Below are 21444 nucleotides of genomic sequence, written 5' to 3'. Positions count from 1 at the left end.
GCCTGACAGGGAGTCGCCGACAAGTCGGGGAGACTGGGTCTCAGCAACGTCCTGCCTAGACGAGGAGTCAACCGTGCCCCAGGGAACAGTCCGCTGGTTCGACGTCGACAAGGGGTTCGGCTTCCTCGACCTCGGGGAAGGGAACGACGACCTGTTCGTGCATGCGTCCGAGATCGTCGGCTTCGACGGGATCCGGGTGCTCCGCGAGGGGCAGGAGGTCGAGTTCGAGGTCGGTGAGGGCGACCGCGGCCCCCAGGCGCGCCGGGTCCGGGTGACGGGCGACCACGCCGCCGACGCACCCGTGGGCGTGCTCGGGACCGTCGCCTGGTACGAGCCGACCAAGGGGTACGGCTTCGTCAAGCCCGACGGCGGCCGACCCCAGATCTTCGTGCACAGCTCGGCCATCGTGGGCGGCGGCGTGATCTCCGACGGCCAGCGGGTGGCGTTCCTCGTCGTCGACGGGGAGAAGGGGCCGCAGGCCGACCACCTGCTGCCGCTCGGCCCCGAGGCCGCCCAGCCGGCGGCCGACGGAGCCGACGGCACCGTGTCCTGGTACGACACGGGCAAGGGCTTCGGGTTCGTCAGGCCCGACAACGGCGGTGAGGACGTCTTCGTGCACGTCCGCGAGCTGGCCCGGGGGCTGACCGAGCTGTACGAGGGCGACCGCGTGACCTACCGGCTCTCCGCCGGCGAGAAGGGCCCGCAGGGCAGCGACGTCAGGCTCGTCGGTGGCTCGGAGCCGGCGCCCCCCGTCCGCGGTCGCTCGGGACGCCCGACGGCTTCCGGGGCAGACGTGAGCGGCGGGGAGGGCGAGGTCGCGCGCTACGACGCGGAGCGCGGCTTCGGCTTCATCACCCCGGACGCGGGCGGCGACGACCTGTTCGTGCACGTGTCGGTCGTGCGGGGCGCCGAGACGCTCCAGGAGGGTGACCGGGTCCGGTTCAAGGTCCGGCAGAGCGACCGGGGACCGCAGGCCGACGGCGTCGAGCGGATCTGAGCGGGACGGGTCACCCCGGACGTCGAGCAAGCCCCGAGTGACGCGACGAGCAAACGTCACGTCACTCAGGGCTTGCTGGGCGGCCTGGTGACCTGTCCCGCTCAGGAGACCACCGTCACCGACCCATGATCGCGTCGATGATGCCCTGCTGCGTCACGGTCGCGGAGCTCCGGTCGAACAGCCCGAACCCGTACTGGCCGTTGTAGCCGTTGTCCCAGTAGGCGGTGGCTGCGCCGTACTTCTTCGCGGTCGCGACGAGGGTGCGCGCGTAGTCGGCGCGGTACCTGTTGTTCGACGAGTCGAAGGTGGACTTGTCGATCGAGCCGTACTCGCCGATGAACACCGGGTACCCGTTGACGACGAACTTGTCGTACATCTTCTTCAGCTGGGAGTCCATGAAGTCCTGCTGACCCCACACCGACTTCTTCGACGCATTGGTCGCGTTGGGGCCCCACTGCGTGATGGTGCCGTCCTCGGTCCCGGTGAAGTCCCACGGGTCGTAGTAGTGCGCGGAGATCATGAGGCGCTTCTCGCTGCTGGGGATGGCCGACGACCGGTACTGGTCGCTCGGCACGACGAACCCGTAGCTGCCGGTGGTGTAGTCGATGTTGGTGTTCCAGCCCGGCACGAGCAGCCAGCGGGAGGTGTTGTTCCCGCCGGTCTGGCGCACGGTGTCGACGAAGACCTGGTTGTACGCGTTGATGTTGGAGTAGCACGGCTGGGTGGGGGCGCCGTACTGGCCGTCGAAGTTCTCGTTCATCGACTCGAGGATCAGGCGTCCGCCGTAGCCCTGGAAGGTCGACGCCACCTGCTGCCAGACCTTCTGGTACTTGGCCTTGATCGTGTCCTGCCCGGACGCGTCGCAGATGAGCCAGGAGCCGCCGACGCTCTTGTAGCCGTCGCCGTGCATGTTGATGATGACGTGCAGCCCGCGGTCGTAGGCCAGGTCCACCACCTGCTTGATCCGACTGAGCCAGGCGGCGTCCACGGTGTAGCTCGGGCCGGAGCCGATCTTGCTGAGGTAGGACACCGGGATCCGGATCGTCGTGAAGCCGGACGCCTTGACCCGGTCGATGAGGGCGCCGGTGATGACCGGGTTGCCCCACGCCGTCTCGCTGGGCACGCCGTTGACGTTGGCCTCCAGCTGGTTGCCGAGGTTCCAGCCCTTGCCCAGGTCGGCGACGAGCTGGGCGGCGCTGCCCGTGATCGGTCCGGTGGTCGGCGTGGGAGTCGGCGTCGGCGTGGTCGTCGGCCGCGGGGTCTGGGTCGGTGTGGTCGTCGGCGACGTCGTGGGGGAGCTGGTCGGGGTGACCGGGCTACCGGTGCACGCGACACCGTTGAGCGTGAACGCGCTCGGCGCAGGGTTGCTCCCCGCCCACGCACCGTTGAAGCCGAACGACGCGGTGCCGTTGGTGGCGATGTTCCCGTTCCACCCGGCGTTGCGGACCGACACGGCGGCCCCGGACTGCGTGACGGAGCCGTTCCAGAGCTGGCCGACGGTCTGGCCGGCGCCGAAGGAGAAGCGCAGGTCCCATCCGGTGATCGGGTCGCCCAGGTTGGTGACCTTGACGTCGGCGCCGAAGCCGCTCGGCCACTGGTTGGTCACGGTGTAGTCGACGCGGCAGCCGGCAGCGGCGTTCGCCTGGCTGGTGACGGCGATCGAGCCGGCGACGGCGACCGCGGCCGCCGTGGCGAGGGACAGGACCTTGCGAAGTGGGTGCACGGGAGGGATCCCTCTCAGGAAACGGGACCGCGCACGGATCGCGGCGACGTCGGAAGCGAAGGGCAAGCGCACCAGACGGAGGTCGTTCGCGCAGCCGTGTGAAGCGATTCACGCAAGCGGTTCCCTGGCCTGTCACCCGCAGGAACACGTTCGGGGTGCATCGGCGGCGCTCCGTCGTCGAGTTCGGCCGGTGCGCGTCCGTGCGGGGTGGCGCCGCGCGCAGGAGGCGGGGCCGTCAGGCGCCGGCGTCCGAGCGTGACGCTCGCGCCAGCCGCCCGACGAGGTCGTCCGGGACGGGTCGGCGCGGTGTGAAGGTGATGCCGGTCTTGGTCGCCCTCAGGCCCGCGGCGGCGATCTCGTCGGCGTGCTCGGAGATGGCGGCCGAACGGACGTACAGGCCGCACTGCTTGCTGAACGCCGCGTAGCTCGCGACGACCGCGTCACCGATCCGGAACCCGGGCATGTCGTACGCGACGATCTCCTCCGCCTCCGGCAGGGTGCGGGCCAGGATCGCGCGCAACCGTTCCAGCGAGGGCCGGAAGGGCTCGGGCGCCGCGGCGATGTAGGCGTCGTGGTCAGTGACCGTCGTCATGTCGCGTCTCCTCCTGAAGGCGTGGCGAGGATACCCGCGAGGGCCGCCGGTCGGATGACCGGCGGCCCTCGCCGCACTGCAGGAGCGAGCGGTTCAGGCGCAGGGCGCCCCGTTCACGGTGAAGCCCGTCGGCGCGGTGTTCGTGCCGCTGTACGAGCCGTTGAAGCCGATGCTCGTCGACCCGCCGGCGGGCACGTTCCCGTTCCACGCCGCATTCGTCACCGTCACCGCCGAGCCCGTCTGGCTGTACGTGGCGCTCCAGCCCTGGGTGACCGACTGGTTGCCCGGGAAGGTGAACGCCAGCTTCCACGACGTCCACGCCGTCGACCCCGTGTTGGTGACCGTGACGTTCGCGGTGAACCCGTTGCCCCACGAGTTCGCCGAGTAGGTCACCTTGCACCCGCCGGGCGGCGTGGTGACGGTGGGCAGGGTGCGGAAGGCGACGGAGGTCGACACCGACGAGACCTGTCCGGCGGAGTCCTTGGCCCGGATCACGATCACGTGGTCCGTGTCGGGGGTCAGCCCGGTGAGCGTCGCCGAGGTGGTGGTCGACGTCGCCACCACCGTGGACGTGCCGTTCTGGAGCCGGAGGACGTCGTACCCCGCGACGCCCTTGTCGTCGGTCGAGGCCGACCACGACAGCGTCGCGCCCGTCTGCGTGATGCCCGACGCGACCGGCGTGCCGGGTGCGGTGGGCGGCTGGTCAGTGGTGCCGCCCGTCGTCGTCACGGTCATCGACGGGGACGTCGCGCTCAGCCGCACGCCGTTGTGCGCCATGACGACGAACATGTACGACGTGGCGGCACGCAGGCCCGTGACCGTCGCGGACGTCGTCGACGTCGTCGCCACGACCTCGAGCGAGTCCCCGGCGACGCGCACGACGTCGTACCGAACGATCCCGCTCTCCGCGTCCGTGGACGGCGACCAGGTGAGCGTCACGGACGTGTCGCCCACCGCGCTCGCGGTCGGCGTGCCCGGCACGCTCGGCGGCGTGGTGTCGACGGGAGGCGTCCCGCCCGCGTGCTCGGCCGCCCAGCTCGCGAGCCAGGCCAGCGCCGAGTTCCAGTTGATCGCGACCTCGTTGACCGAGTACGCCTCGATGTGGTCGACGAAGCACTTCTGGGCGGCGCACCCCGCGAGCTGCGCCGCGGCGATCGGGTCCTGGAGCTCGCTGTTCGGGCCGCCGGAGAACGAGCCGGGCGGCGCGATGGGCAGGGACGCGTTCGCCTGCTTCGCCCAGAACCGGTGGTGCACGTTCTGGACCGCCTTCTCGCCGTACCCCGCGATGTAGGACTGGTTGAGCGGGTTGCGGCCCTGGAAGTAGTCGAGCGCCGCGTACACGCCGGTGCGGTACCTCGCCTGACCGGTGAAGTCGAACGCGAGCGCGAGGGCGTTCGCGTTGTTGGCGACCTGGCCGTTCGACCCCCAGTAGTAGACGCTCCCGGCGTTGTTGGGTGCCGGGTACGCCTGGTTCGTCGCGCGGGTCAGCGCGGCGTCGGCGAACGTCACGATGGCCGCGCGGGTGGCGGCCACGTCGGCGGACGGGAGCCCGGTCGGGACCAGCGCGAGCGTCGTGTCGCCGAGGCCACCGGTCCAGCCCCAGTCGTAGCCGCGCTGCGCGAAGCTGCCGCCCCGGTACAGCGACGACCCGGTGACGTCGGCGCGGTACGTGTCGGAGCCGGTCGTCGCGTAGAGCTCGGCGGCCGCCCAGTAGAACTCGTCCGTCACCGAGGTGTCGCCGTACGCGCCACCGCCGGTGCCGTCGGTCGCGGACGCGATGCGGTTCGGGTTCGCCTTGGCGGCGGTGTACGCGGTCTGCGCTGCCGCGAGGGCCTTGGCGGAGAACGTCGGGTCGAGCGTCTTCCACAGTCGCGACGTCTGCGCGGCCACCGCCGCCATGTTGAGCGTCGCCGCGGTGCTCACCGGCGACAGCAGCCGGCGCTGGCTGTCCTGCGCGGGGATCGTCGGCAGCGCGGTCCAGTTCTCGTCGTGGATCTTGTGGTGCACCATCCCGGCGTCCGTGCGGCCGGAAGGCACCTGCATCCGGAGCAGGAACTCGACCTCCCACCGTGCCTCGTCGAGGATGTCGGGGGCTCCGTTGGAGCGCTCCGGGATGGCCATCGTGCCGTCGCCCAGCGCCGCCTTGTCGGCACCTGCCACGTACAGGGTCCGCTCGTACGCGTTCTGCAGCTGCCACGTCGCGATGCCGCCGTTGACGACGTACTTGCCGTGGTCGCCCGCGTCGTACCAGCCGCCGCGCACGTCGAGGTTGTAGCCGCACGACTGGCGGCACGGGACGCTCGTGTCGCCCTGGTTCGGCGCGACGCCCAGGTGGCCGGCGGCACGCGCGTAGGTGCTGCCGACGTACTGCGCCTCGATCGCGATCCCGGTGCGCTGGTGGTAGAAGAACGCCAACGAGTCGTACCGGAGCTTCTTCACCGGGTCCGCGGAGATGTCGAACGGATAGCTGCTGGCGTTCGCGGCGGACAGCACGTACCCGGAGCCCGGCGTGTCGAACGTCGAGAAGTCGATGACGTGGGTCGAGTCGCCGGACAGCGCGTCGGCGCCCCTGACCGTCGACTGGCCCGACGCGACGGTCGTGCCTGCCGCGTTCCGCAGCGTCCAGGCCACCGGGGCCGAGGACGTGCTGACGAGCGTCGCCAGCTTGGCGACCCCGGGCACGTAGGCGACCTGGTTGACCTTGACGGGGGAGCCGGGGTCCGGCGCTGCGACGGCGACCTGCGGCGCGGCGACGAGACCGGAGAGGGCCAGCGCGGCGGCGACCGCCAGCCCGGCGGTGCGGCGCCGGGGCAGCCCGCCGCGACGGTGAGTAGTCGGTGACATGGCAGTCCTCTGGTGAGCGGGCGACGTGGTGGACGGCGATCACCACGCACGGCAGCTGCCCAGCGCTGGGACACGGCCGTCGTGGGAGCGCTCGGGCCACGGTAGGGCTGCGCGCAGGTCCGTCCGCCCGGCGACGGAAGGCGGAATCGATTAGGCGGCTCGTCGCCGGGCAGCGTCGCGCCGAGACAGGGCCGACCAGACGGGCCCTCGCTGTACGAGGTGGTTCACGCCGCCACCGGGGAGGGCGACGGATAGCGTGAGTGCATGACCGAGAGGGCGTCCTGGGCCGTGAGCACGCACGACTGGTCGACCGATCTCGACCTCGTGCACCTTGCCCGGATCCGATCGCGCCCGACCCTCTACGGGGCCGGCGGTCGACGCCACCTCCTCCTCGAGGTGCTCGCGTACGCGAACGAGGAGGCCGAGTCGCTGGGACGCCCAGGGCACGCCGTCGTGACTCTCCGTGCGGACGGGACGGTGACCGTCGCCGACGACGGGCGCGGCACCGACACCCGGCTCGACGGGAACGGGGACGTGATCCGCAAACCGGTGATGTCGACCCGGGACGTCCGGTTCTTCGATGCGGTGGACGGCCCGCGGCTCCCCGACGGGTTGCCGCGACGGGGGATCTCCGTCGTGTCGGCGCTGAGCCCGCTGCTGGTCCACGAGAACCACCGTGCGAATGGGGCGTGGTCGCAGACGTACCGGCACGGCGTCCCGGACGACGAGCTCCGTGCCGTCACCCGACCGGCAGCCACCGGCACGTCCGTGACGTTCCAGGTCGGCAGCGAGGTCCACGGGCCCGAGTCGCTCGTCGACGAGGACCTCTCGGGGTTCCCCGCGTTGCGGATCGAGCTGCGCCAGGCAGACTGACCGACACCGGTCGGACGACTCACTGCCGGAGGAAGATGGCGTCCGCCTTCTTCAGCACCCGCTCCGTCTCCACCTCCTGGATCTTCGCGTCGGCCGGATCCCAGATCCGCATCATGCGGTGGCCAGGATCGGTGGAGATCGCGTAGATCAGCATCACGTGCGCGGGGTCCTGGATTCCCAGGATCACCGGCGCACCGTGGTTGACCGACGCGTACATGGCCCCGATGTCGTCCTTGGGGACCTTGACCACCTGGCACTCGACCATCTGCGAGAACTCGACCAGGTCCTTCGCGGAGATGCCGTAGAACGACTCGTTCGGCCAGCCCAGGCCCTCCTGGATGTCCTTCTGCGACCGGCCGGCCAGGACGGACATCGTCGCCAACCAGCAGCCCTTCGGGAAGATCTGCTTCTGCCAGCCACTGACATTCGTGTACCCGACGTAGCTGGGCTGTGGCAGCTCCGGTGGCACGTCGACGAGGTCGAAGCCGCCGTCCATGTCCCGGCCGAGCAGGTAGGTCATCCCGGCCTGACCACCCTGCAGGATGACGTTGCCGTCGAAGTCGAACCCGGTGACCCGGAAGTGGTAGCCGCTCCCCCCGGCGAGCGTCTCCCGGCCCCACTCCTTCTTCGAGTTCTCCGGGTCCACCAGGGGTACGTCGGCTATGTCGACGCGTGGCGTGTAGGTCTTCGTCAGCACGAAGGTTCGCCGGATCACCGTCGGGACCGACTGCCGGTGGACCAGGCCGGCGACCGCAACGGGGCTGTACCGCTGCTGGACCGCCGGCTCGGCGCCGACCGGTGGCACCGGACCCGGCCTCATCGTCCGGCGACGCTCCGAGTGCAGCATGGGCAGGGCCATCTCCCCAGCGTGGCAGGTCGAGCTCAGCGCGACAACGCGTCGCGCACGGACGAGCGCGGCACCCGCCACAGGTGTCAGGAAGCGCTACGCACGGCGTAGCGCACGTAGATCACACCGTTGCCGAACCGTCGGTGGTCCAGCAGCTCCAGGTCGAGCCGGACGTCCCGCGGCAGGGCCGGCTTGCCACCGCCCACGAGCACCGGGCACAGCAGCAGCACGCACTCGTCGACGAGCCCGTGCCGGAACGCCTCCGCCCCGAGGGTGGCTCCGCCGACGCTCAGGTCCGACCCGGACGCCTCCTTGAGCCGTCGTACCGCCTCAGGGTCGAACTGCCGCTCGATCCTCGTCCGCGCCGTCGACACCTCGTCGAGCGTCGTGGAGTAGACGACCTTGTCCGCGTCGCGCCAGATCCCCGCGTACTCGCGGACGACGGCCGGTTCGTTCCTCAGCCAGTCGTCGTCCTCCCAGACGCGCATCGTCTCGTACATGCGGCGGCCGTAGAGCGACGTGCCGATGTGCCGCTCGTGCTCGTTCCAGAACGCGTGCACCTCGTCGTCGGGTACCGACCAGTCGAAGGAGCCGTCCTCGTCCTCCAGGTAGCCGTCGAGCGAGGTGTTGGCTGCGTAGATGAGCTTGCCCATGACATGCCTCCGGCGAACGGGGACTCAAGGTTTGCAGGACACGGAGGCACCGGCAAGAGACAGGGACGCGGGAGCGCGCACCGACAGTCCGGGTCCACGACCTAGTCGTCAGGCGGCCGATGTGCAGGCCGCGGCCGCGCCGAGCTCGGACCTGATCGCGGTGGACCTGGCCAGCGCGCTGGCCGCATGTCGCGGCGCGGTCTGACCGCCGCGCGAGTAGCCTCCCGCGAGTGGAGATCCTGCACCTGGCCCACCGCACGGACTGGGACGAGGCTCTGGTCACGGGGGAGTACCGCACGTCGACCCGTGGCGCGTCGTTGGACGACGTCGGCTTCATCCACGCCTCGCGCCGTGAGCAGCTGCCCGCTGTGGCGCGCTTCGTCCACGCCGGCGACACGGAGGAGCTCTGTGTGCTGGTGCTGGACTCGGAGACCATCGAGGCCGCCGGCACGGACGTCCGCCTCGAGGACGGGGGAGACGGGCAGCTGTTCCCGCACGTGTTCGGGCCGATCCGGCCGGAGTGGGTGCACGACGTGCTGCCGGCGGTGATCGGGGCGGACGGCGAGCTGAGGTTCTGAGCGGGCGGTGGCACGGACGACAGCGGAGCCGACGACCTACGGTCGGTCGTGGAGGAACCAGGTGTCGCTGCGGGCGAGAACCAGTGCGAGCTCCCACTGGGACAGCTGGAGGCTGCCGGCCCAGGCCAGCAGCTGGCCGGCAAGCTCCCACGCCTCGTCACCCTGCCGGGGGCGGCGGGTCACGGTGAACTGCAGCATCGTCCCCCAGGCGGCAACGAGCTCGGCGCCCCAGGTGCTGTGCCACCGCTTGAGCGCCGCGACAAACGCCGGCTGGTCGTGGTCGGCGCCGAAGTAGCCCACCCACTCGATCGCCAGCCACGGTGACGTGGTCGGCAGGAACGCCAGCTCGACCGAGTCCGGCTCGAACCACGCCCGGGTCCCGACATGGTGCTGCAGTCGATCTTCGACCAGTGCCACCAGCGACGGATCAGCCATCAGGCAGTCGTGGATCCACCGGTCGACCTCGTGGTCGAGGACCGGGTCCGGTAGCTCGGCCGCCATCCGGGCCGCCAAGCCCGCTCCAGGGAAGACGTGGTCCAAGCCGTCACGCCAGTCCTGCTGCGCAGTAGGCACGTCGAACACGAAGCGGTGGAACATCCGCGAGTCGTCCATGCCGACGATGGCGCCCTCGAGCTCAGCCAGCCTGTCCTCGGGCACCTTCCAGAACCCGCCGTTCCACCCGGGTGCGACCGCGATCGGCCAGCGCGACGTGCTCGGCAGCACGTCGCGGGCTGTGCGCCAGTGCTCCAGGACGCGGCTCGGCTCCACCCCGTCGATCACGAGCACGTCACTGTCAGGCGGGGTGAACGGGAAGCCCTCCGGGTGATCGTTCCGGGACGGCCTGACCGGCATGCCCTCCAGAGCCGTCCCGCGGAGTGCTCTGCCGATCTCGTCCGCGCCGCTCGCCACGACGGCATCCTCCAGTGATCCACCCGACGCCACAAGGGACGACCCAGGCGCTTGCGTAGCGATTGCTGATGTGCGCCGGTCGGTGACCCGACCAAGGTCGAGGAACGGACATCTCGGGCGGGGGCCCGGGTGCGACGTGCGGGCCGGGGGGCACATGCGTGAGGCGCAGCGGGTCGAGACCTCGGTCGCCGTGCTCACCGTCCGGTCGACGAACCCTCCTGCACAGACGCCGCACCGCCGCGTCTGTGCAGGGGGTCGGATCCGCCGGGGGAGCTCGTCCGACGTCGTTCGACGTTCTGCATCGAGGGGGACATGGTCATGAGTGCTCCGCAGTACCGAGTCGGGGAATGGCTTCCGTCGGACCAACGAGTGCTCGACGACTGGTTGGCGGACCTCCTCGCCCAGGTCGACCTCGCCGCTCCGCTGCTGCCCGTGGTGGAGGAGTTCCGCCAGGTCATCCTGCGTGACCCTGAGATCTACATGCTCTTCACGGCGATGCTGGTCCAGGTCCCGTACGACAAGGACCCCACCGGGCAGCCGCAGGTCCGCACGATCGACGCGATGCTGGCGCTCTTCAACCACGTCATGACCCACGCGCCCGGATACAACGACACCGGTCTCGTCGGCTTCCCGATCAACGCGATCCTCGACTGGGCGATGGGCACCCCCGCCGGGTACGCGGCCTTCCTGAACGACCAGGCGAACGAGCAGTTCGCGAAGATGCTCGACGAGTGGGCGACATTCCTCCGGTCGGCCGACTCCACCGCGGTGCTCAACAGCTCCGCCACCGGTTGGCTCGGGCCGGCGGCACTGAAGAAGCTGGGCGACGTCGCCAAGACGTACGTGTGCGATCCGAGCGCCCCGCACTGGGGATTCACGTCCTGGGACGACTTCTTCACCCGGCAGTTCCGTCCGGGCGTCCGCCCGATCGCCTCGCCGACGGACGCCGGCGTCCTCGTCAACGCGTGCGAGTCCGCGCCGTACCGGGTGGCCTCGAACGTCGCGGAGCGCGAGCAGTTCTGGCTCAAGGGCCAGCCGTACTCCTTGGCGCACATGCTCGCCGAGGATCCGCTGACGCCGCAGTTCGTCGGCGGCACGGTCTACCAGGCGTTCCTGAGCGCCTTGAGCTACCACCGGTGGCACAGCCCGGTCGACGGCGTGATCGTCAAGACCCAGGTGGTGCCCGGCACGTACTACTCCGAGACGCCGGCCGAGGGGTACGACCCTTCCGGCCCCAACGACTCGCAGGCCTACATCACCGAGGTCGCGACCCGCGCGTTGATCTTCATCGAGGCCGACAACCCGGCCATCGGACTCATGTGCTTCATGCCCGTGGGGATGGCCGAGGTCTCCACCTGCGACATCACGGTCTACGAGGGACAACGGGTCCGCAAGGGCGACCAGCTCGGCATGTTCCATTTCGGTGGCTCGACGCACTGCCTGATCTTCCGGCCGGGCGTCCGCCTGCAGTTCGACCTGCACGGGCAGGTGCCCGGGCTCAACTCGTCCAACATCCCGATCAACTCACGCATCGCGACCGTGACCGGAGGAGACTCATGACCCCGCAGGTGCCGAACCGTCCCACGCCCGAGGGCCTGGCGAAGCTCTTCGAGCTGCAGACCGGCGTCCCTCTGACCCCGCCGCCGTCGAAGATCTACACCAACCCCACACCGTCCGCGGCCCTTGCGCTGCCCGAGTACTCTCCCGCCGGTGGGGTCGCCATCAGCTACCCCGGCACGGTCGTCGACACGGGAGAGGTCCAGCTCCCGCCGAGCGGACCGCGGAACTTCGGCATCCCCGACGAGCTGATCATCCGCATGCAGCAGGCGGACTCGAGCGCGCCCGTCCACATCTTCATCTTCTGCGACGACGCGAGCCAGCTCGACGTCCTCCTGGCACGTTTCGCCGCAGCCGCTCAGACGCTGAACCTGACGTTCCTGCCCGACTTCGTCCACCTCGTCCCGTGGGACACCGACACCTACTGGACGCGCGACTACAGCCCCTGGTGGATGCAGTACCAGCAGCCTGGCAGGTACGCGATCGCGAAGCACGTCTACACCACGCTCGGCGGAGGCTCCGTCGGTCTGGTGGCGGGCGCCGAGCACGTCGATCCTCGTGAGGGACTCGGCATCTTCCGCCCCAACGACGACTCCGCCGCCGTCAAGCTGTCCGACTACCTCAACGCTCCGGTCCGCGCCTGGAACGAAGCCGCCTGGAACACCAAGAAGCTGCCCCAGATCGCGCCGCACGACTGGTTCTTCACCGGGTTGCTCGAGGTGGGCGGCAACTACATGGTCACCGGCAAGGGGGTGCTCGCCTCCAGCTACCTCGTCGCGACGCAGAACGCGCTCCCCGTGCCCGGCGGGGGCTCGGGCGGCGACCCGTCCGACCCGGTGATCGACCAGCGGATGGAGTACATCCTGGGTCAGTTCAACCGCTTCATGGGAGTGAACACCTATCACGTGCTCTCGGACCCGACCGGCACCTACATCGGCCACATCGACTGCTGGGGCAAGTTCCTGGCCGATGACAAGGTGCTGATCGCCGACTCGATGGACCCGAAGGTGAGCGCCGCGCTCACGGCCATCGCGTCGACGTTCGCCGCCCAGGGCTTCCAGGTGTTCCGGGTCATGTGTCAGGACATGTACATCCCCGACGCGACGCCACCCACCGCGACGACGGCTGCGTACACGAACAGCCTGATCCTCAACGACCACGTCTACGTGCCCGTCGCGGGTGCGCCCTACGAGCAGCGGGACGCCGCGGCCCTGGCGGTCTACCAGCAGGCCCTGCCCGGCTACACCATCGTCGGGATCCCGCCGAAGCCCGACACCCCGTGGCTGGGCACCGACGCCCTGCACTGCCGCACCCACATGGTGCCGCGGGCCGTGGTCGACAGCTGGGTCGCGAGCCAGCAGCCGCCGCTCGTCGCCGGCTGAGCACCGCACTCGTCGGCAGGGAGGGGTACGGGATGTGCACGAGCGTCGCCTGCGGCACGGGCGCCACCCAGGGCGGGGTGGTGCTCCTGGCCCGGAACGAGGACTTCACCAGGATGAACTGGAACAAGATGCTCACCTACCGCGAGGTGCCCGAGTACCTCGTCCCGGGCAGCCCTGTCGTCGACGCGGGTGTGTGGACGCTCGGCAACGGGCTGCGGGTCCCGGTGCCGACGAACGGCTTCGCGTACAGCGCGATGCCCGACGCCGCCGGCGCCACGGAGGCGGGTGCCGGGATCGGCGACCACTTCTTCTTCGAGGAGCGCGGCATCAACGCGCGCAACGTCGCGATGTCCGCGACGAACTCGATGGCGACGAACGCGGCCGCCATGGCCGCCGACCCCTACCCGGCGACGGGGGTGGCGGAGTCGATCATGACGACGCTGATCCTGCCGCAGGCCGAGTCGGCGCGGCACGGCGTGCTCCTGCTCGGCTCGTACGTCCAGGAGCTCGGGGCCAGCGAGCCGAACGGTGTGCTGATCGCCGACGCGTCCGAGTGCTGGTACGTCGAGATCGGGACGGCGCACCACTGGCTCGCAGCCCGGATCCCGGACGACTGCTACGTGGCGGTCGCCAACGGGCTGCGCATCCACGACGTCGACCTGGACGGCCCGGGTGTGCTCTCGTCGCCCGGGTTGTTCGAGTTCGTCGTCGACCACGGTCTGCTCGCCGCGCCGGACCGCCACCGCTTCGACTTCGCGCGGGCTGTCGGCGTGCTCGGCGTGCCGTACAACACCGACCGGGTCTGGCTCGCGCAGCTCCGGCTCAGCCCGTCCCTGCACCAGCCGCCCCGCCTGCCCCAGTACCCGCTCTTCCTGCGACCCGACGCCCCGATCTCCGCCGAGCAGGTGATGTCGGTGCTGCGCGCCACCTACGTCGGCACGGTGCTGGAGGGCAAGGCGGACCGGCCGATCGGGTACGAGAAGACGGCCGAGAGCCACATCATCACGATGGACCCCCATCAGCCGCCCGCCCTGACCGGCAGCATCTGGCAGGCGATCAGCACGCCGCTCGGTGCTCCCTACCTGCCGCTGCACAACGTCCCGGCCCTGATCCCCGCGGCCTACACCCGGGGGGCCAACGAGTTCAGTCACTCGTCGGCCTACTGGGCGTTCCACGGCGCCCATGCCCTGGAGAGGCTCGACGCGCAGGTGAACCCGGGTCTTCGCGCCCCGTGGTGGCCGGCCGTCGAGCAGGAGTTCCTGCGGGAGGCGCCGCTGATCAGCGCACTGCTGCGGACCGCCCACGCGCAGTCGCCCGAGACGGCCGTCGAGCTGGCGGCGCGGCTCGACGCGGGGACCCTCGGCCAGGGTGTCGAGCTCGCCCACCGCGCCACCGCCGCGCTCCTGACGGAGATGGCCGCCTCCGACGCCACCCTGCACGCGCTGGCGATCACGGGGGCACAGGCCGTGCCGTCGACGGATCTCCCGGATCCGTCGACCGTCGAGTGAGTCGATCGTCGGCTCGTGACGGAGGGCTACCGGACGAGGAGGAGCTCCGTCGCGGTCCGGAAGACCTCCGTCGACCGCGTCGTGCCGTCAGCGGCGGATGCTGATGATGTCGGTGTTCAGCGTGATGTTCATCTTGCGCTTCGTGACCATCTGATCCCAGACGTCCTCCCAGCCCTTCTGCCAGGCCGTGACGCCGCTCGTCTCGCCGAACGGCCACGCCATGTCCGGCATGACCCACACGAGACCGTAGTACGCGGGGATCTTGTCGAGATCGCCATAGCCCTGCACTTGGTAGGCATACATCAGATAGCCCTTCAGCGCCCCCATCCTGTTGTCATCGAGATACTGCGCGAAGGTCTTCGAGAAGACGCCGTACGGGTCGCCGACCGGCCTCGAGACAGGCATGGCGCCGTCGACGCTGCCGAAGATCTCGAAGCGCAGGCCGACGTAGATCCCGGCGGCCGCCACGAGCTCGAGGTACGCCAGATCCTGTTTCGCCCTGCTGCAGGGCCACCCGAAACCGAGATACTGACAGGCAGCCATGAGCCCGTAGTCGCTGAAGGACATGACCGTCTCGTTCGGCGGCGTGCCGACGACGATGCCTCGCCCGGACCCGTGCGCGACGGCCACGCGTTCGTTCCCGACCGTGAACTCGGAGAGTGCATCCACCATGTCGTCGTACGCCGGCGACAGATAGCACGTGCCGAGCTCGGCGATCGATGTGCCGCCCTGATCCGGCACCTGCAACGAATGCGTCTTGCCGGCGAATCGATCCGTCTTCTCCAGCAGCGTGATGTTGGTGAAGCCCAGGTCGATGAAACGCTGCGCGAAGAGCAGCCCGCTGACGCCCGCACCGATGACGACGATGGCACTGTCCCTGGCTGCGGAAAGCAGTGCCGGCTTCGCGTCGAGCAGGATGTTCAGATACGACCAGCAGTGCAGGACGGACTCGAAGCACGTCGACGCGTGGACGTACACCGTGTCGTTCGCGCCCTGCATGTCGAGCCAGCGCCACGGAGCTCCGCCCTCGAGGGCGCCGAAGGTGAACTGGTTGAAATACGGTGTCAGCAACGGGTTCACGGCCGGGTGGATCGCGCCGTTCTGATTCTCGTCGACCTGCACGATCTCGTACCGGCCGGGTTGGAACGGCCACCACGACGGCGGACTGTCCAGGAATGCTTTCCGCTGTGCGGCGAGGACACCGGGATTGGACGCACCGTCGACCCCGACCATCTGATACGTCGTGACCACGTTGGTCTCGGCGCGGCTCGCCGCCGAAAGGCCCCACTCTTTTGCCGTCTCGTTGCGATACCCCTGCACGAGGCCCGTCTGAGACTCGACGATGTCGGGAGCGAGGATGACGACCCGATCCTGCACCCTGCGCGGATAGACCCGCAGACACGTCGTGTAAAAGGTGAAGTTGCGGAGCGAGCTCAGCAGCACCCGCTCTTGAGGTGTGTATTCCATCACCGGCTCGAGCGCACGCGGGTCGCACGCGACCACGAGGAGCGCCGGATTGACAACGACGCGGGTTCCGCCGGTCTGATAGACAACTTCCATTCCTGCGACCTCCTCGGCCATTCATCGGGTGTCCGTGCTCGTGCCGCGGGCAGAGTTGCGGCCGGAAGGCGCATTCATTCGTTCGTCACGACCAAAATAGGGTCCGAATAGTTGCTTGAACAGCGCCGGGGGATGCGATTGCCCGTTCGTGCTGAAATGCCCGCGCCCACGAGTTCGTGCCACTCGACGTGGTGGAACCCGTCGGTGAGCCACTCCGCCCCTGGGGGTCTCAGGGGTGGCGATCGGTCTCGACGATGACGCCGGGCATGGCGAGGGCCCCCCAGCGTTTCCAGGTCAGGCTCGGTGCCGGTGAGCTCGGCAGCGAGCAGGGTCCAGGCGGTCCCGTGACCGACGAGCACCACGTCCCGCCCGGGGTGGGCGGCGACGATCTCGCGGACCGCCCCCCGGCGTGCCGGGGACGACGACAGGCCGACCTGCCGGGCGGTCGGTACGGCGCGCTGACGTGTGACGCGCCTCCTCAGTCCTCGTCGGCGACCCAGAGCACCCCGGCCCGCTCCTGGCTGACGACGATCACGCCGGCGTCGAACGTGAAGGACGTCACGCCGTTCCAGGCGGACTCGAACTGCCCGTCATGCACGAGCCGGTTGGTCGCGATGCGGCACTCCGCCGGACCGAACGACCCGACGAACCCCTCGGCGAGCTCGCGTGCTCGCGGCGCCGGGACGACGACGCCGTCGTACGCAAGGTCCCGGTGGAGCAGGAGCGTCAGCAGGTCGACGGCGGCGTCGCGGCCGATCACCTCCCACCGGTCACCGAGCAGCTCCAGGCCTGCGCGGCGGGCGACGTCGTCGAACGACGTCCCGGGCGGCGTCGACCACGCGTCGACCCAGACCCGGTGCGCTTCGCGGGCGCGCAAGATCTCGAGGTGTAGGGGGTCCCGCTTCGGGTGCTCGGTCACGGTGCGAGCGTCCCACGTCGCCCTCTGCCGGATCCCGAGAATTGCGATCTCATCGAGCCACTCGACGCCCGGCTCCTGGACGCGCCCGTCGCGTCGGGCATCCCGCTTGGCCAACTCGGTGAGACTCCGCGTGAACCTCCACCTGCCAGTTGGCAAGACCCTTGAGCGAAGGCCCTGAGCCGACCCCGCTCAGTGCACACCGTGTTCCGCACCGTCGGCGAGCACGGTGAGGCCCAGCCGCGCCGCGACCCCGCTGGCGAGCCAGGCGAAGACGTGGCTGGTCGGGTCGAGGTCGGCGCGGACCGCGTCACGCCAGTCGGGTCGGAGGAGTACGGCGAGGTACGGCGGGGCGAGCGTGGCCCGCTGCTCGGTCCAGCTGTTGCTTCCGCCTCGGGGCTCGGCGGCCAGGTGGTCGGCGATCGCCGCGGCGTCGACGTACCGGTCCACGGAGGGTGTCTGGTGCGCGAGGTGAGCGGCGTGCGCGGCCAGGACGAGGGGAGCCGGTGGGTAGTGCTCCAGGGTCATGCCCCTGCCCTCACGGCCGGCCATGCTGCTCAGGAGCCGACCGGTGTGGTCGATCAGGGCGTCGTCGACGTCCGCTCCGGTGATTGCCTCGTGCAGGTGCGCAGCGGTGGCGACCTGGCCGGCGAAGTAGCCGTTCAGGAAGTCGCCGTCACACGCGTGGCGCAGCAACCACGCCCGGGCGGCGGGGGAGAGGCCCCAGCGGCACAGCGCCTCGACGACGTAGACCCGACCCCAACCAGCAACCCGCTCGGCCAACCACAGCAGCGCGTCGCCAGCTCCTCGGCGTCGCAGCGCCTCTGCGGCCAACGGCCCGAACCACGTCGAGAGCAGACCGATGGTCGTGATGAGGGGGATGTCGTCGTCGGACCAGTCCGTCGCCAGCAGGGCAAGCCCCACCACGGCCGCACCTCGGTCGGTACTGTGCCGCACCAGCCACCGGCCCGTCTCCCGTACCCGCTCACGGTCCGCCCGCAACGCCGCCGCGGCGACATGGTCATTGCGGTGGATGGGAACGTCGAGGCTACGGAACGCGTCGAGGAGCTCGCTCGCGTGCGCGTCCGGTCGACCGAAGTGGGCATCGAGAACTGCTGCGACCTCGGAACCGCGAGCGCGACTGTCGCCCGCCGGCCGCGGCCGTCGCTTCCCCCCGCGGCGCTCGTCGTCCGGGAACGGCTGGCCTTCGCGCGGGAGAGGGCGGTCCGGGTTCTGCTCGTGCAGCCGTCGTGCGTGCTCGTACAGGGTGATCGGGGGTCCGAGCGGCGGGGGCTCGGTCGGTGCGCTCACCGGCGGGCGTAGGACTCGATTCTGCGGGTCATGGCCGTGATGGTGTCAGTCGCGCAGACGCCCCGGCAAGACGACATGAAGCACAGGTGGTGGATCTCGCTCACCAGCGTGAGTCGTTCTCGTCACCCATCTCTTCCAGCACTGTCTCCGGATGACGGGCTGTGGCCTGGTTGCCCGTCGCGGACATGCGGCGGACCGGTAGGTGGGATGGGGGCATGGAGATCGGGATCCCACAGATCGCGGTGGTCGGTGTAGGAACTCACCGGACTTGTCCAGCGGTGACGCTCCGACCTGCCGCGGGACAACTAGTTGGGACGACCGTTGTCTCACGTAGTTGTCCGAATCCTCGGGATGGCCGCCGGAAGGCTGTCCCCGGGGGCGCTAGCTCGTCAGGCTGAGGTCGATGCGGACGGCGTCGGGATTCACGTCGTCGACCGGCACGTCCGCACCGACTGTGGCGAGAATGCCAGTCGTCGAACAGCTCGGGGCGTGGGCCGCTCAGGTTCAGGCGGGTGGGTCGTCGAGCTCGGCGGGCAGCGACGGCGCCAGCCGGCGCAGCGAGGTGAAGGCCGGCACGAGGGCGTCGTAGAGCTCGGTGAAGACCGGCAGCAGCGTGGTGTAGACCGCAGCGGCCGCTGGGCGGGGCCGCACGACCTCCTCGATCTCGATCATGTCCGCGACGACGTCGATGGACGGGATGAGACCGAGCGCCTCCATCCCGAGCAGGGCTGCGCCGAAGCTCGACCCCTCGTGCCCCTCGGCGAAGGCGATGTCCATGTCGAGGGTGTCGGCGAGCATCTGGCGCCAGAACGGACTGCGCATGACGCCGCCCGTCGCACGGATCTCGGTGACCTCCAGGCCCGCGGCGCGCATCGAGCCGAGCACCAGCGCCAGCTGCAGGCAGACGCCCTCGATCGCCGCCCGGACGAGGTGCTCGCGCCGGTGCGCGCGCGTCAGGCCGACGTACGCGCCGCGGGGGAGTGAGCTCCAGTGCGGCGCCCGCTCGCTGAGCAGGTAAGGGAGCATGAGCAGCCCGCCGGACCCCGGCGCCGCGCGTGCGGCGAGCGCCAGCAGCTCGGGCTCGGGCGGGTCGGTGAACTCGGGCGCGAGGGCGTCGTGCGCCCATCCGAGGACCAGCCCGCCGTTGTTGATGGCGCCTCCGACGACCCACCGGGTGGCTGTCAGGGCGTAGCAGAACACGCCGCCGAGGGGGTCGACCGCCGGCTTCTCGACGGCGACCCTGAGCGCTCCGCTGGTGCCGATGGAGCACGCTGCCACGCCGGGCCGGACGGCGCCGACCCCGAGATTGGCCAGCGGTCCGTCCGCGCCCCCGACGACGACCGGCGTGCTCTGCGGCAGGCCGGTCGCAGCGGCTGCGTCGGCTGTCAGCCCGGGCAGGACCGTGGTGGTGGAGACGATCTCGGGCAGCTGGTCGGCGGTGATGCCGGCGAGGGTGAGCGCCTCGTCGTCCCAGGCGAGGGTCGCCATGGTCATCAGGCCGGTCGCGGAGGCGATCGAGTGGTCGGTCACCAGGGCACCGCACATGCGCAGGAGCACGAACTCCTTGATGCCGACCCAGAAGCCGACACCCTCGCACAGCTTCGGCTCCTGCTCTCGGAACCAGATGAGCTTGGGCAGCGGCGACATGGGGTGGAGCGGGGTCCCGGTGCGGCGGTGCAAGGCGAGGCCTCCCGGAGAGGCGCGGAGCCGTTCTGCCTGCGCACGGGACCGGGTGTCGGCCCACGTGACGACCTCGGTGAGCGGGTCGCCGGTGGGGGACAGCCCGATGACGCTGTGCATCGCCGCGCTGAACGACAGGCCTGCGACCCGTGCGGCGCCGACCTCCGCGACCACGGTGCGCACCGCCTCCAGCACCGCGTCCAGGATGCGCGAGGAGTCCTGGACGGCGTGACCGGGGTGGGGCTCCTCGAGCGGGTACCCGGCGGAGTGTGAGGCGACCGGCGTCCCGTCGGTGGCGAAGGCGACGGCCTTGGTGCTCGTGGTGCCCAGGTCGACGCCGATGACGACCATCCCGGGCGACGCCGCTGTGTGCTGCTCCGCGCTCCTGCCGACCTGGCGCTGGCCGTCCTCGATCGTTCCGCTCATGCCGTGCCCTCCGTCCGTCCCTGCTCCGCGACGGGTGCGGACCCCTGGTCACCCCGGCGGTCGCCCACGAGCTCGCCGTCGTGCCAGAGCCGGATCAGCACCTTGCCGGACGCCTCGGAGTCCTGCGCGGTGTGGAACGCCTGCTCGGCTTGGTCCGCCGGCAGCTCGTGGGTGATGACCGCCTCCAGGCCGACACCTTCCGTCAGCATCCGGATCGCCTCGTCGATCTCGTCGTGGAACCGGAACGTCCCGCGCAGCTGGAGCTCGCGCGAGACGAGCGCGGCGAGGTTCACCGGTCGCGGCTCGTCCGGCACCATGCCCACCTGGACGACCACGCCGCGACGTCGTGCACCGCGCAGCGCCGGCCCGATCGCGGCCGGGACCCCGGAGCACTCCAGCACGACGTCGAACACCCCGTCCGGCAGGGCCTCGGCGCCCGCCTGAACGGTGGCGTCCGCACCCACTGCCACCGCCCGGGACAGCGGGCCGGCGAGCACGTCGACCGCCACGATCTCGGCGGCCCCGCGCCGCCGGGCGGCCGCGACCGCGAGCAGGCCAATCGGTCCGCACCCCGACACGAGCACCCGAGCGCCGGCGACGTCGCCCGCGACCGTCATCGCGTGCAGCGCGACGGCGAGAGGCTCCGCCAGGGCGGCCCGCCGCAGCGGCAGCTCCGCGGGGAGCGGACGCACCATGTCCTGCCGCACGACGAGGTACTCGCTCATCCCGCCCTGGGTGTGCGGCCAGGTCGCCGCGCTGCCCAGGTAGGAGCCGCCGGGCCACAGGTGCGGAGAGTCTTCCAGGCCGGCCTGAGGGAGCCCGAACCGCGCCGGGTGCACCACCACCGGGGTACCGACCGCAAGGTCGCCGCGCGGGTCGAGGTCGACCGTGCCGGAGACCTCGTGGCCGGGCACCAGGGGTTCCCGCAGCACGTACTCCCCGTTCGCGCCGTGCGCCCAGTAGTGCAGGTCCGATCCGCAGATGCCGCCGTAGGCCATCCGCAGGCGGACCTCACCGGGACCGGGCTCGGGCGTCGGCAGCTCGGCGTCGACGAGGTCGAGCTTCCCCCTGATGACCAGTGCCCTCAT

The 21444-nt window shown here is 70.4% G+C and carries 17 protein-coding genes; 6 read left to right on the top strand and 11 right to left on the bottom strand.

The window, feature by feature from the left end; translation table 11 throughout:
• Positions 1–73: 73 nt before the first annotated feature.
• On the top strand, positions 74–997 hold the full coding sequence (locus tag ASF78_RS20440) for a cold-shock protein (protein ID WP_056593912.1): 924 nt from the start codon (positions 74–76) through the stop codon (positions 995–997).
• 115 nt (positions 998–1112) lie between these two features.
• Here the strand turns inward: ASF78_RS20440 and ASF78_RS20435 are convergent, their stop codons facing one another.
• The 3 genes from ASF78_RS20435 to ASF78_RS20425 all read right to left on the bottom strand — a co-directional run bounded on the left by ASF78_RS20435 (position 1113) and on the right by ASF78_RS20425 (position 6156).
• Positions 1113–2720, bottom strand: a complete 1608-nt coding sequence (locus ASF78_RS20435) for a cellulase family glycosylhydrolase (protein WP_200940667.1) — start codon at positions 2718–2720, stop codon at positions 1113–1115.
• 235 nt (positions 2721–2955) lie between these two features.
• Positions 2956–3312 carry an iron chaperone gene (locus ASF78_RS20430; protein WP_056593908.1) on the bottom strand — a complete coding sequence of 119 codons (357 nt, stop codon included), beginning with the start codon at positions 3310–3312 and terminating at the stop codon, positions 2956–2958.
• A 93-nt stretch (positions 3313–3405) separates the two neighbouring features.
• On the bottom strand, positions 3406–6156 hold the full coding sequence (locus ASF78_RS20425; protein WP_056593905.1) for a glycoside hydrolase family 9 protein: 2751 nt from the start codon (positions 6154–6156) through the stop codon (positions 3406–3408).
• Between the two features lie 264 nt (positions 6157–6420).
• On the opposite strand from ASF78_RS20425, the gene ASF78_RS20420 reads away from it, so the two are divergent.
• Positions 6421–7029: a hypothetical protein gene (locus ASF78_RS20420; RefSeq protein WP_056593902.1), complete on the top strand. Its 609-nt coding sequence runs from the start codon at positions 6421–6423 to the stop codon at positions 7027–7029.
• 19 nt (positions 7030–7048) lie between these two features.
• Here the strand turns inward: ASF78_RS20420 and ASF78_RS20415 are convergent, their stop codons facing one another.
• Both ASF78_RS20415 and ASF78_RS20410 read right to left on the bottom strand, forming a co-directional pair.
• Positions 7049–7888, bottom strand: coding sequence for a papain-like cysteine protease family protein (locus ASF78_RS20415; RefSeq protein WP_056593900.1), 840 nt, complete (start codon positions 7886–7888; stop codon positions 7049–7051).
• Positions 7889–7962: 74 nt separating this feature from the next.
• Positions 7963–8529 carry a dihydrofolate reductase family protein gene (locus ASF78_RS20410; protein WP_056593897.1) on the bottom strand — a complete coding sequence of 189 codons (567 nt, stop codon included), beginning with the start codon at positions 8527–8529 and terminating at the stop codon, positions 7963–7965.
• A gap of 230 nt (positions 8530–8759) precedes the next feature.
• On the opposite strand from ASF78_RS20410, the gene ASF78_RS20405 reads away from it, so the two are divergent.
• Positions 8760–9107 carry a DUF952 domain-containing protein gene (locus ASF78_RS20405; protein WP_082495235.1) on the top strand — a complete coding sequence of 116 codons (348 nt, stop codon included), beginning with the start codon at positions 8760–8762 and terminating at the stop codon, positions 9105–9107.
• Positions 9108–9143: 36 nt separating this feature from the next.
• Here the strand turns inward: ASF78_RS20405 and ASF78_RS20400 are convergent, their stop codons facing one another.
• Entirely contained in the window at positions 9144–10016 is an 873-nt protein-coding gene (locus ASF78_RS20400; RefSeq protein ID WP_056593895.1) for a DUF4253 domain-containing protein, read from the bottom strand.
• Positions 10017–10385: 369 nt separating this feature from the next.
• Here ASF78_RS20400 and ASF78_RS20395 point away from each other — a divergent pair, with 369 nt between their 5' ends.
• The 3 genes from ASF78_RS20395 to ASF78_RS20385 are packed head-to-tail and all read left to right on the top strand — an operon-like array spanning position 10386 to position 14463.
• Entirely contained in the window at positions 10386–11576 is a 1191-nt protein-coding gene (locus ASF78_RS20395) for a phosphatidylserine decarboxylase family protein (protein ID WP_200940666.1), read from the top strand.
• Complete coding sequence (locus ASF78_RS20390; protein WP_056593892.1) at positions 11573–12955, top strand: agmatine deiminase family protein; 1383 nt, start codon at positions 11573–11575, stop codon at positions 12953–12955. Before ASF78_RS20395 ends, ASF78_RS20390 begins: the two co-directional genes overlap by 4 nt.
• Before the next feature lie 32 nt (positions 12956–12987).
• Complete coding sequence (locus tag ASF78_RS20385) at positions 12988–14463, top strand: C69 family dipeptidase (protein WP_056593890.1); 1476 nt, start codon at positions 12988–12990, stop codon at positions 14461–14463.
• Between the two features lie 87 nt (positions 14464–14550).
• On the opposite strand, the gene ASF78_RS20380 is transcribed toward ASF78_RS20385, so the two are convergent.
• From ASF78_RS20380 to ASF78_RS20360, 5 genes are all read right to left on the bottom strand, one after another.
• Entirely contained in the window at positions 14551–16044 is a 1494-nt protein-coding gene (locus tag ASF78_RS20380; RefSeq protein ID WP_056593887.1) for an NAD(P)-binding protein, read from the bottom strand.
• 457 nt (positions 16045–16501) lie between these two features.
• Positions 16502–16942: a hypothetical protein gene (locus ASF78_RS20375; protein ID WP_056593884.1), complete on the bottom strand. Its 441-nt coding sequence runs from the start codon at positions 16940–16942 to the stop codon at positions 16502–16504.
• Positions 16943–17131: 189 nt separating this feature from the next.
• Entirely contained in the window at positions 17132–18250 is a 1119-nt protein-coding gene (locus tag ASF78_RS20370) for a hypothetical protein (RefSeq protein ID WP_156374262.1), read from the bottom strand.
• A gap of 504 nt (positions 18251–18754) precedes the next feature.
• A complete protein-coding gene (locus tag ASF78_RS20365) occupies positions 18755–20356 on the bottom strand; it encodes a gluconokinase (RefSeq protein ID WP_082495233.1) in 1602 nt (533 codons plus the stop codon).
• On the bottom strand, positions 20353–21444 hold the full coding sequence (locus ASF78_RS20360) for an L-idonate 5-dehydrogenase (protein ID WP_082495232.1): 1092 nt from the start codon (positions 21442–21444) through the stop codon (positions 20353–20355). The genes ASF78_RS20365 and ASF78_RS20360 overlap by 4 nt, the downstream gene beginning before the upstream one ends.

The sequence above is a fragment of the Cellulomonas sp. Leaf334 genome (assembly GCF_001424195.1).
Taxonomy (GTDB): Bacteria; Actinomycetota; Actinomycetes; order Actinomycetales; family Cellulomonadaceae; genus Cellulomonas.
The sequence above is the reverse complement of the archived record's forward strand: the minus strand, read 5'-3'. Positions and strand labels throughout refer to the sequence as shown.

Coding starts and splice junctions, on each gene's coding strand:
- ASF78_RS20430 (WP_056593908.1), bottom strand. CDS start 3,312: ATGACGACGGTCACTGACCACGACGCCTACATCGCCGCGGCGCCCGAG.
- ASF78_RS20425 (WP_056593905.1), bottom strand. CDS start 6,156: ATGTCACCGACTACTCACCGTCGCGGCGGGCTGCCCCGGCGCCGCACC.
- ASF78_RS20420 (WP_056593902.1), top strand. CDS start 6,421: ATGACCGAGAGGGCGTCCTGGGCCGTGAGCACGCACGACTGGTCGACC.
- ASF78_RS20415 (WP_056593900.1), bottom strand. CDS start 7,888: ATGGCCCTGCCCATGCTGCACTCGGAGCGTCGCCGGACGATGAGGCCG.
- ASF78_RS20410 (WP_056593897.1), bottom strand. CDS start 8,529: ATGGGCAAGCTCATCTACGCAGCCAACACCTCGCTCGACGGCTACCTG.
- ASF78_RS20390 (WP_056593892.1), top strand. CDS start 11,573: ATGACCCCGCAGGTGCCGAACCGTCCCACGCCCGAGGGCCTGGCGAAG.
- ASF78_RS20385 (WP_056593890.1), top strand. CDS start 12,988: ATGTGCACGAGCGTCGCCTGCGGCACGGGCGCCACCCAGGGCGGGGTG.
- ASF78_RS20380 (WP_056593887.1), bottom strand. CDS start 16,044: ATGGCCGAGGAGGTCGCAGGAATGGAAGTTGTCTATCAGACCGGCGGA.
- ASF78_RS20365 (WP_082495233.1), bottom strand. CDS start 20,356: ATGAGCGGAACGATCGAGGACGGCCAGCGCCAGGTCGGCAGGAGCGCG.
- ASF78_RS20360 (WP_082495232.1), bottom strand. CDS start 21,444: ATGAGGGCACTGGTCATCAGGGGGAAGCTCGACCTCGTCGACGCCGAG.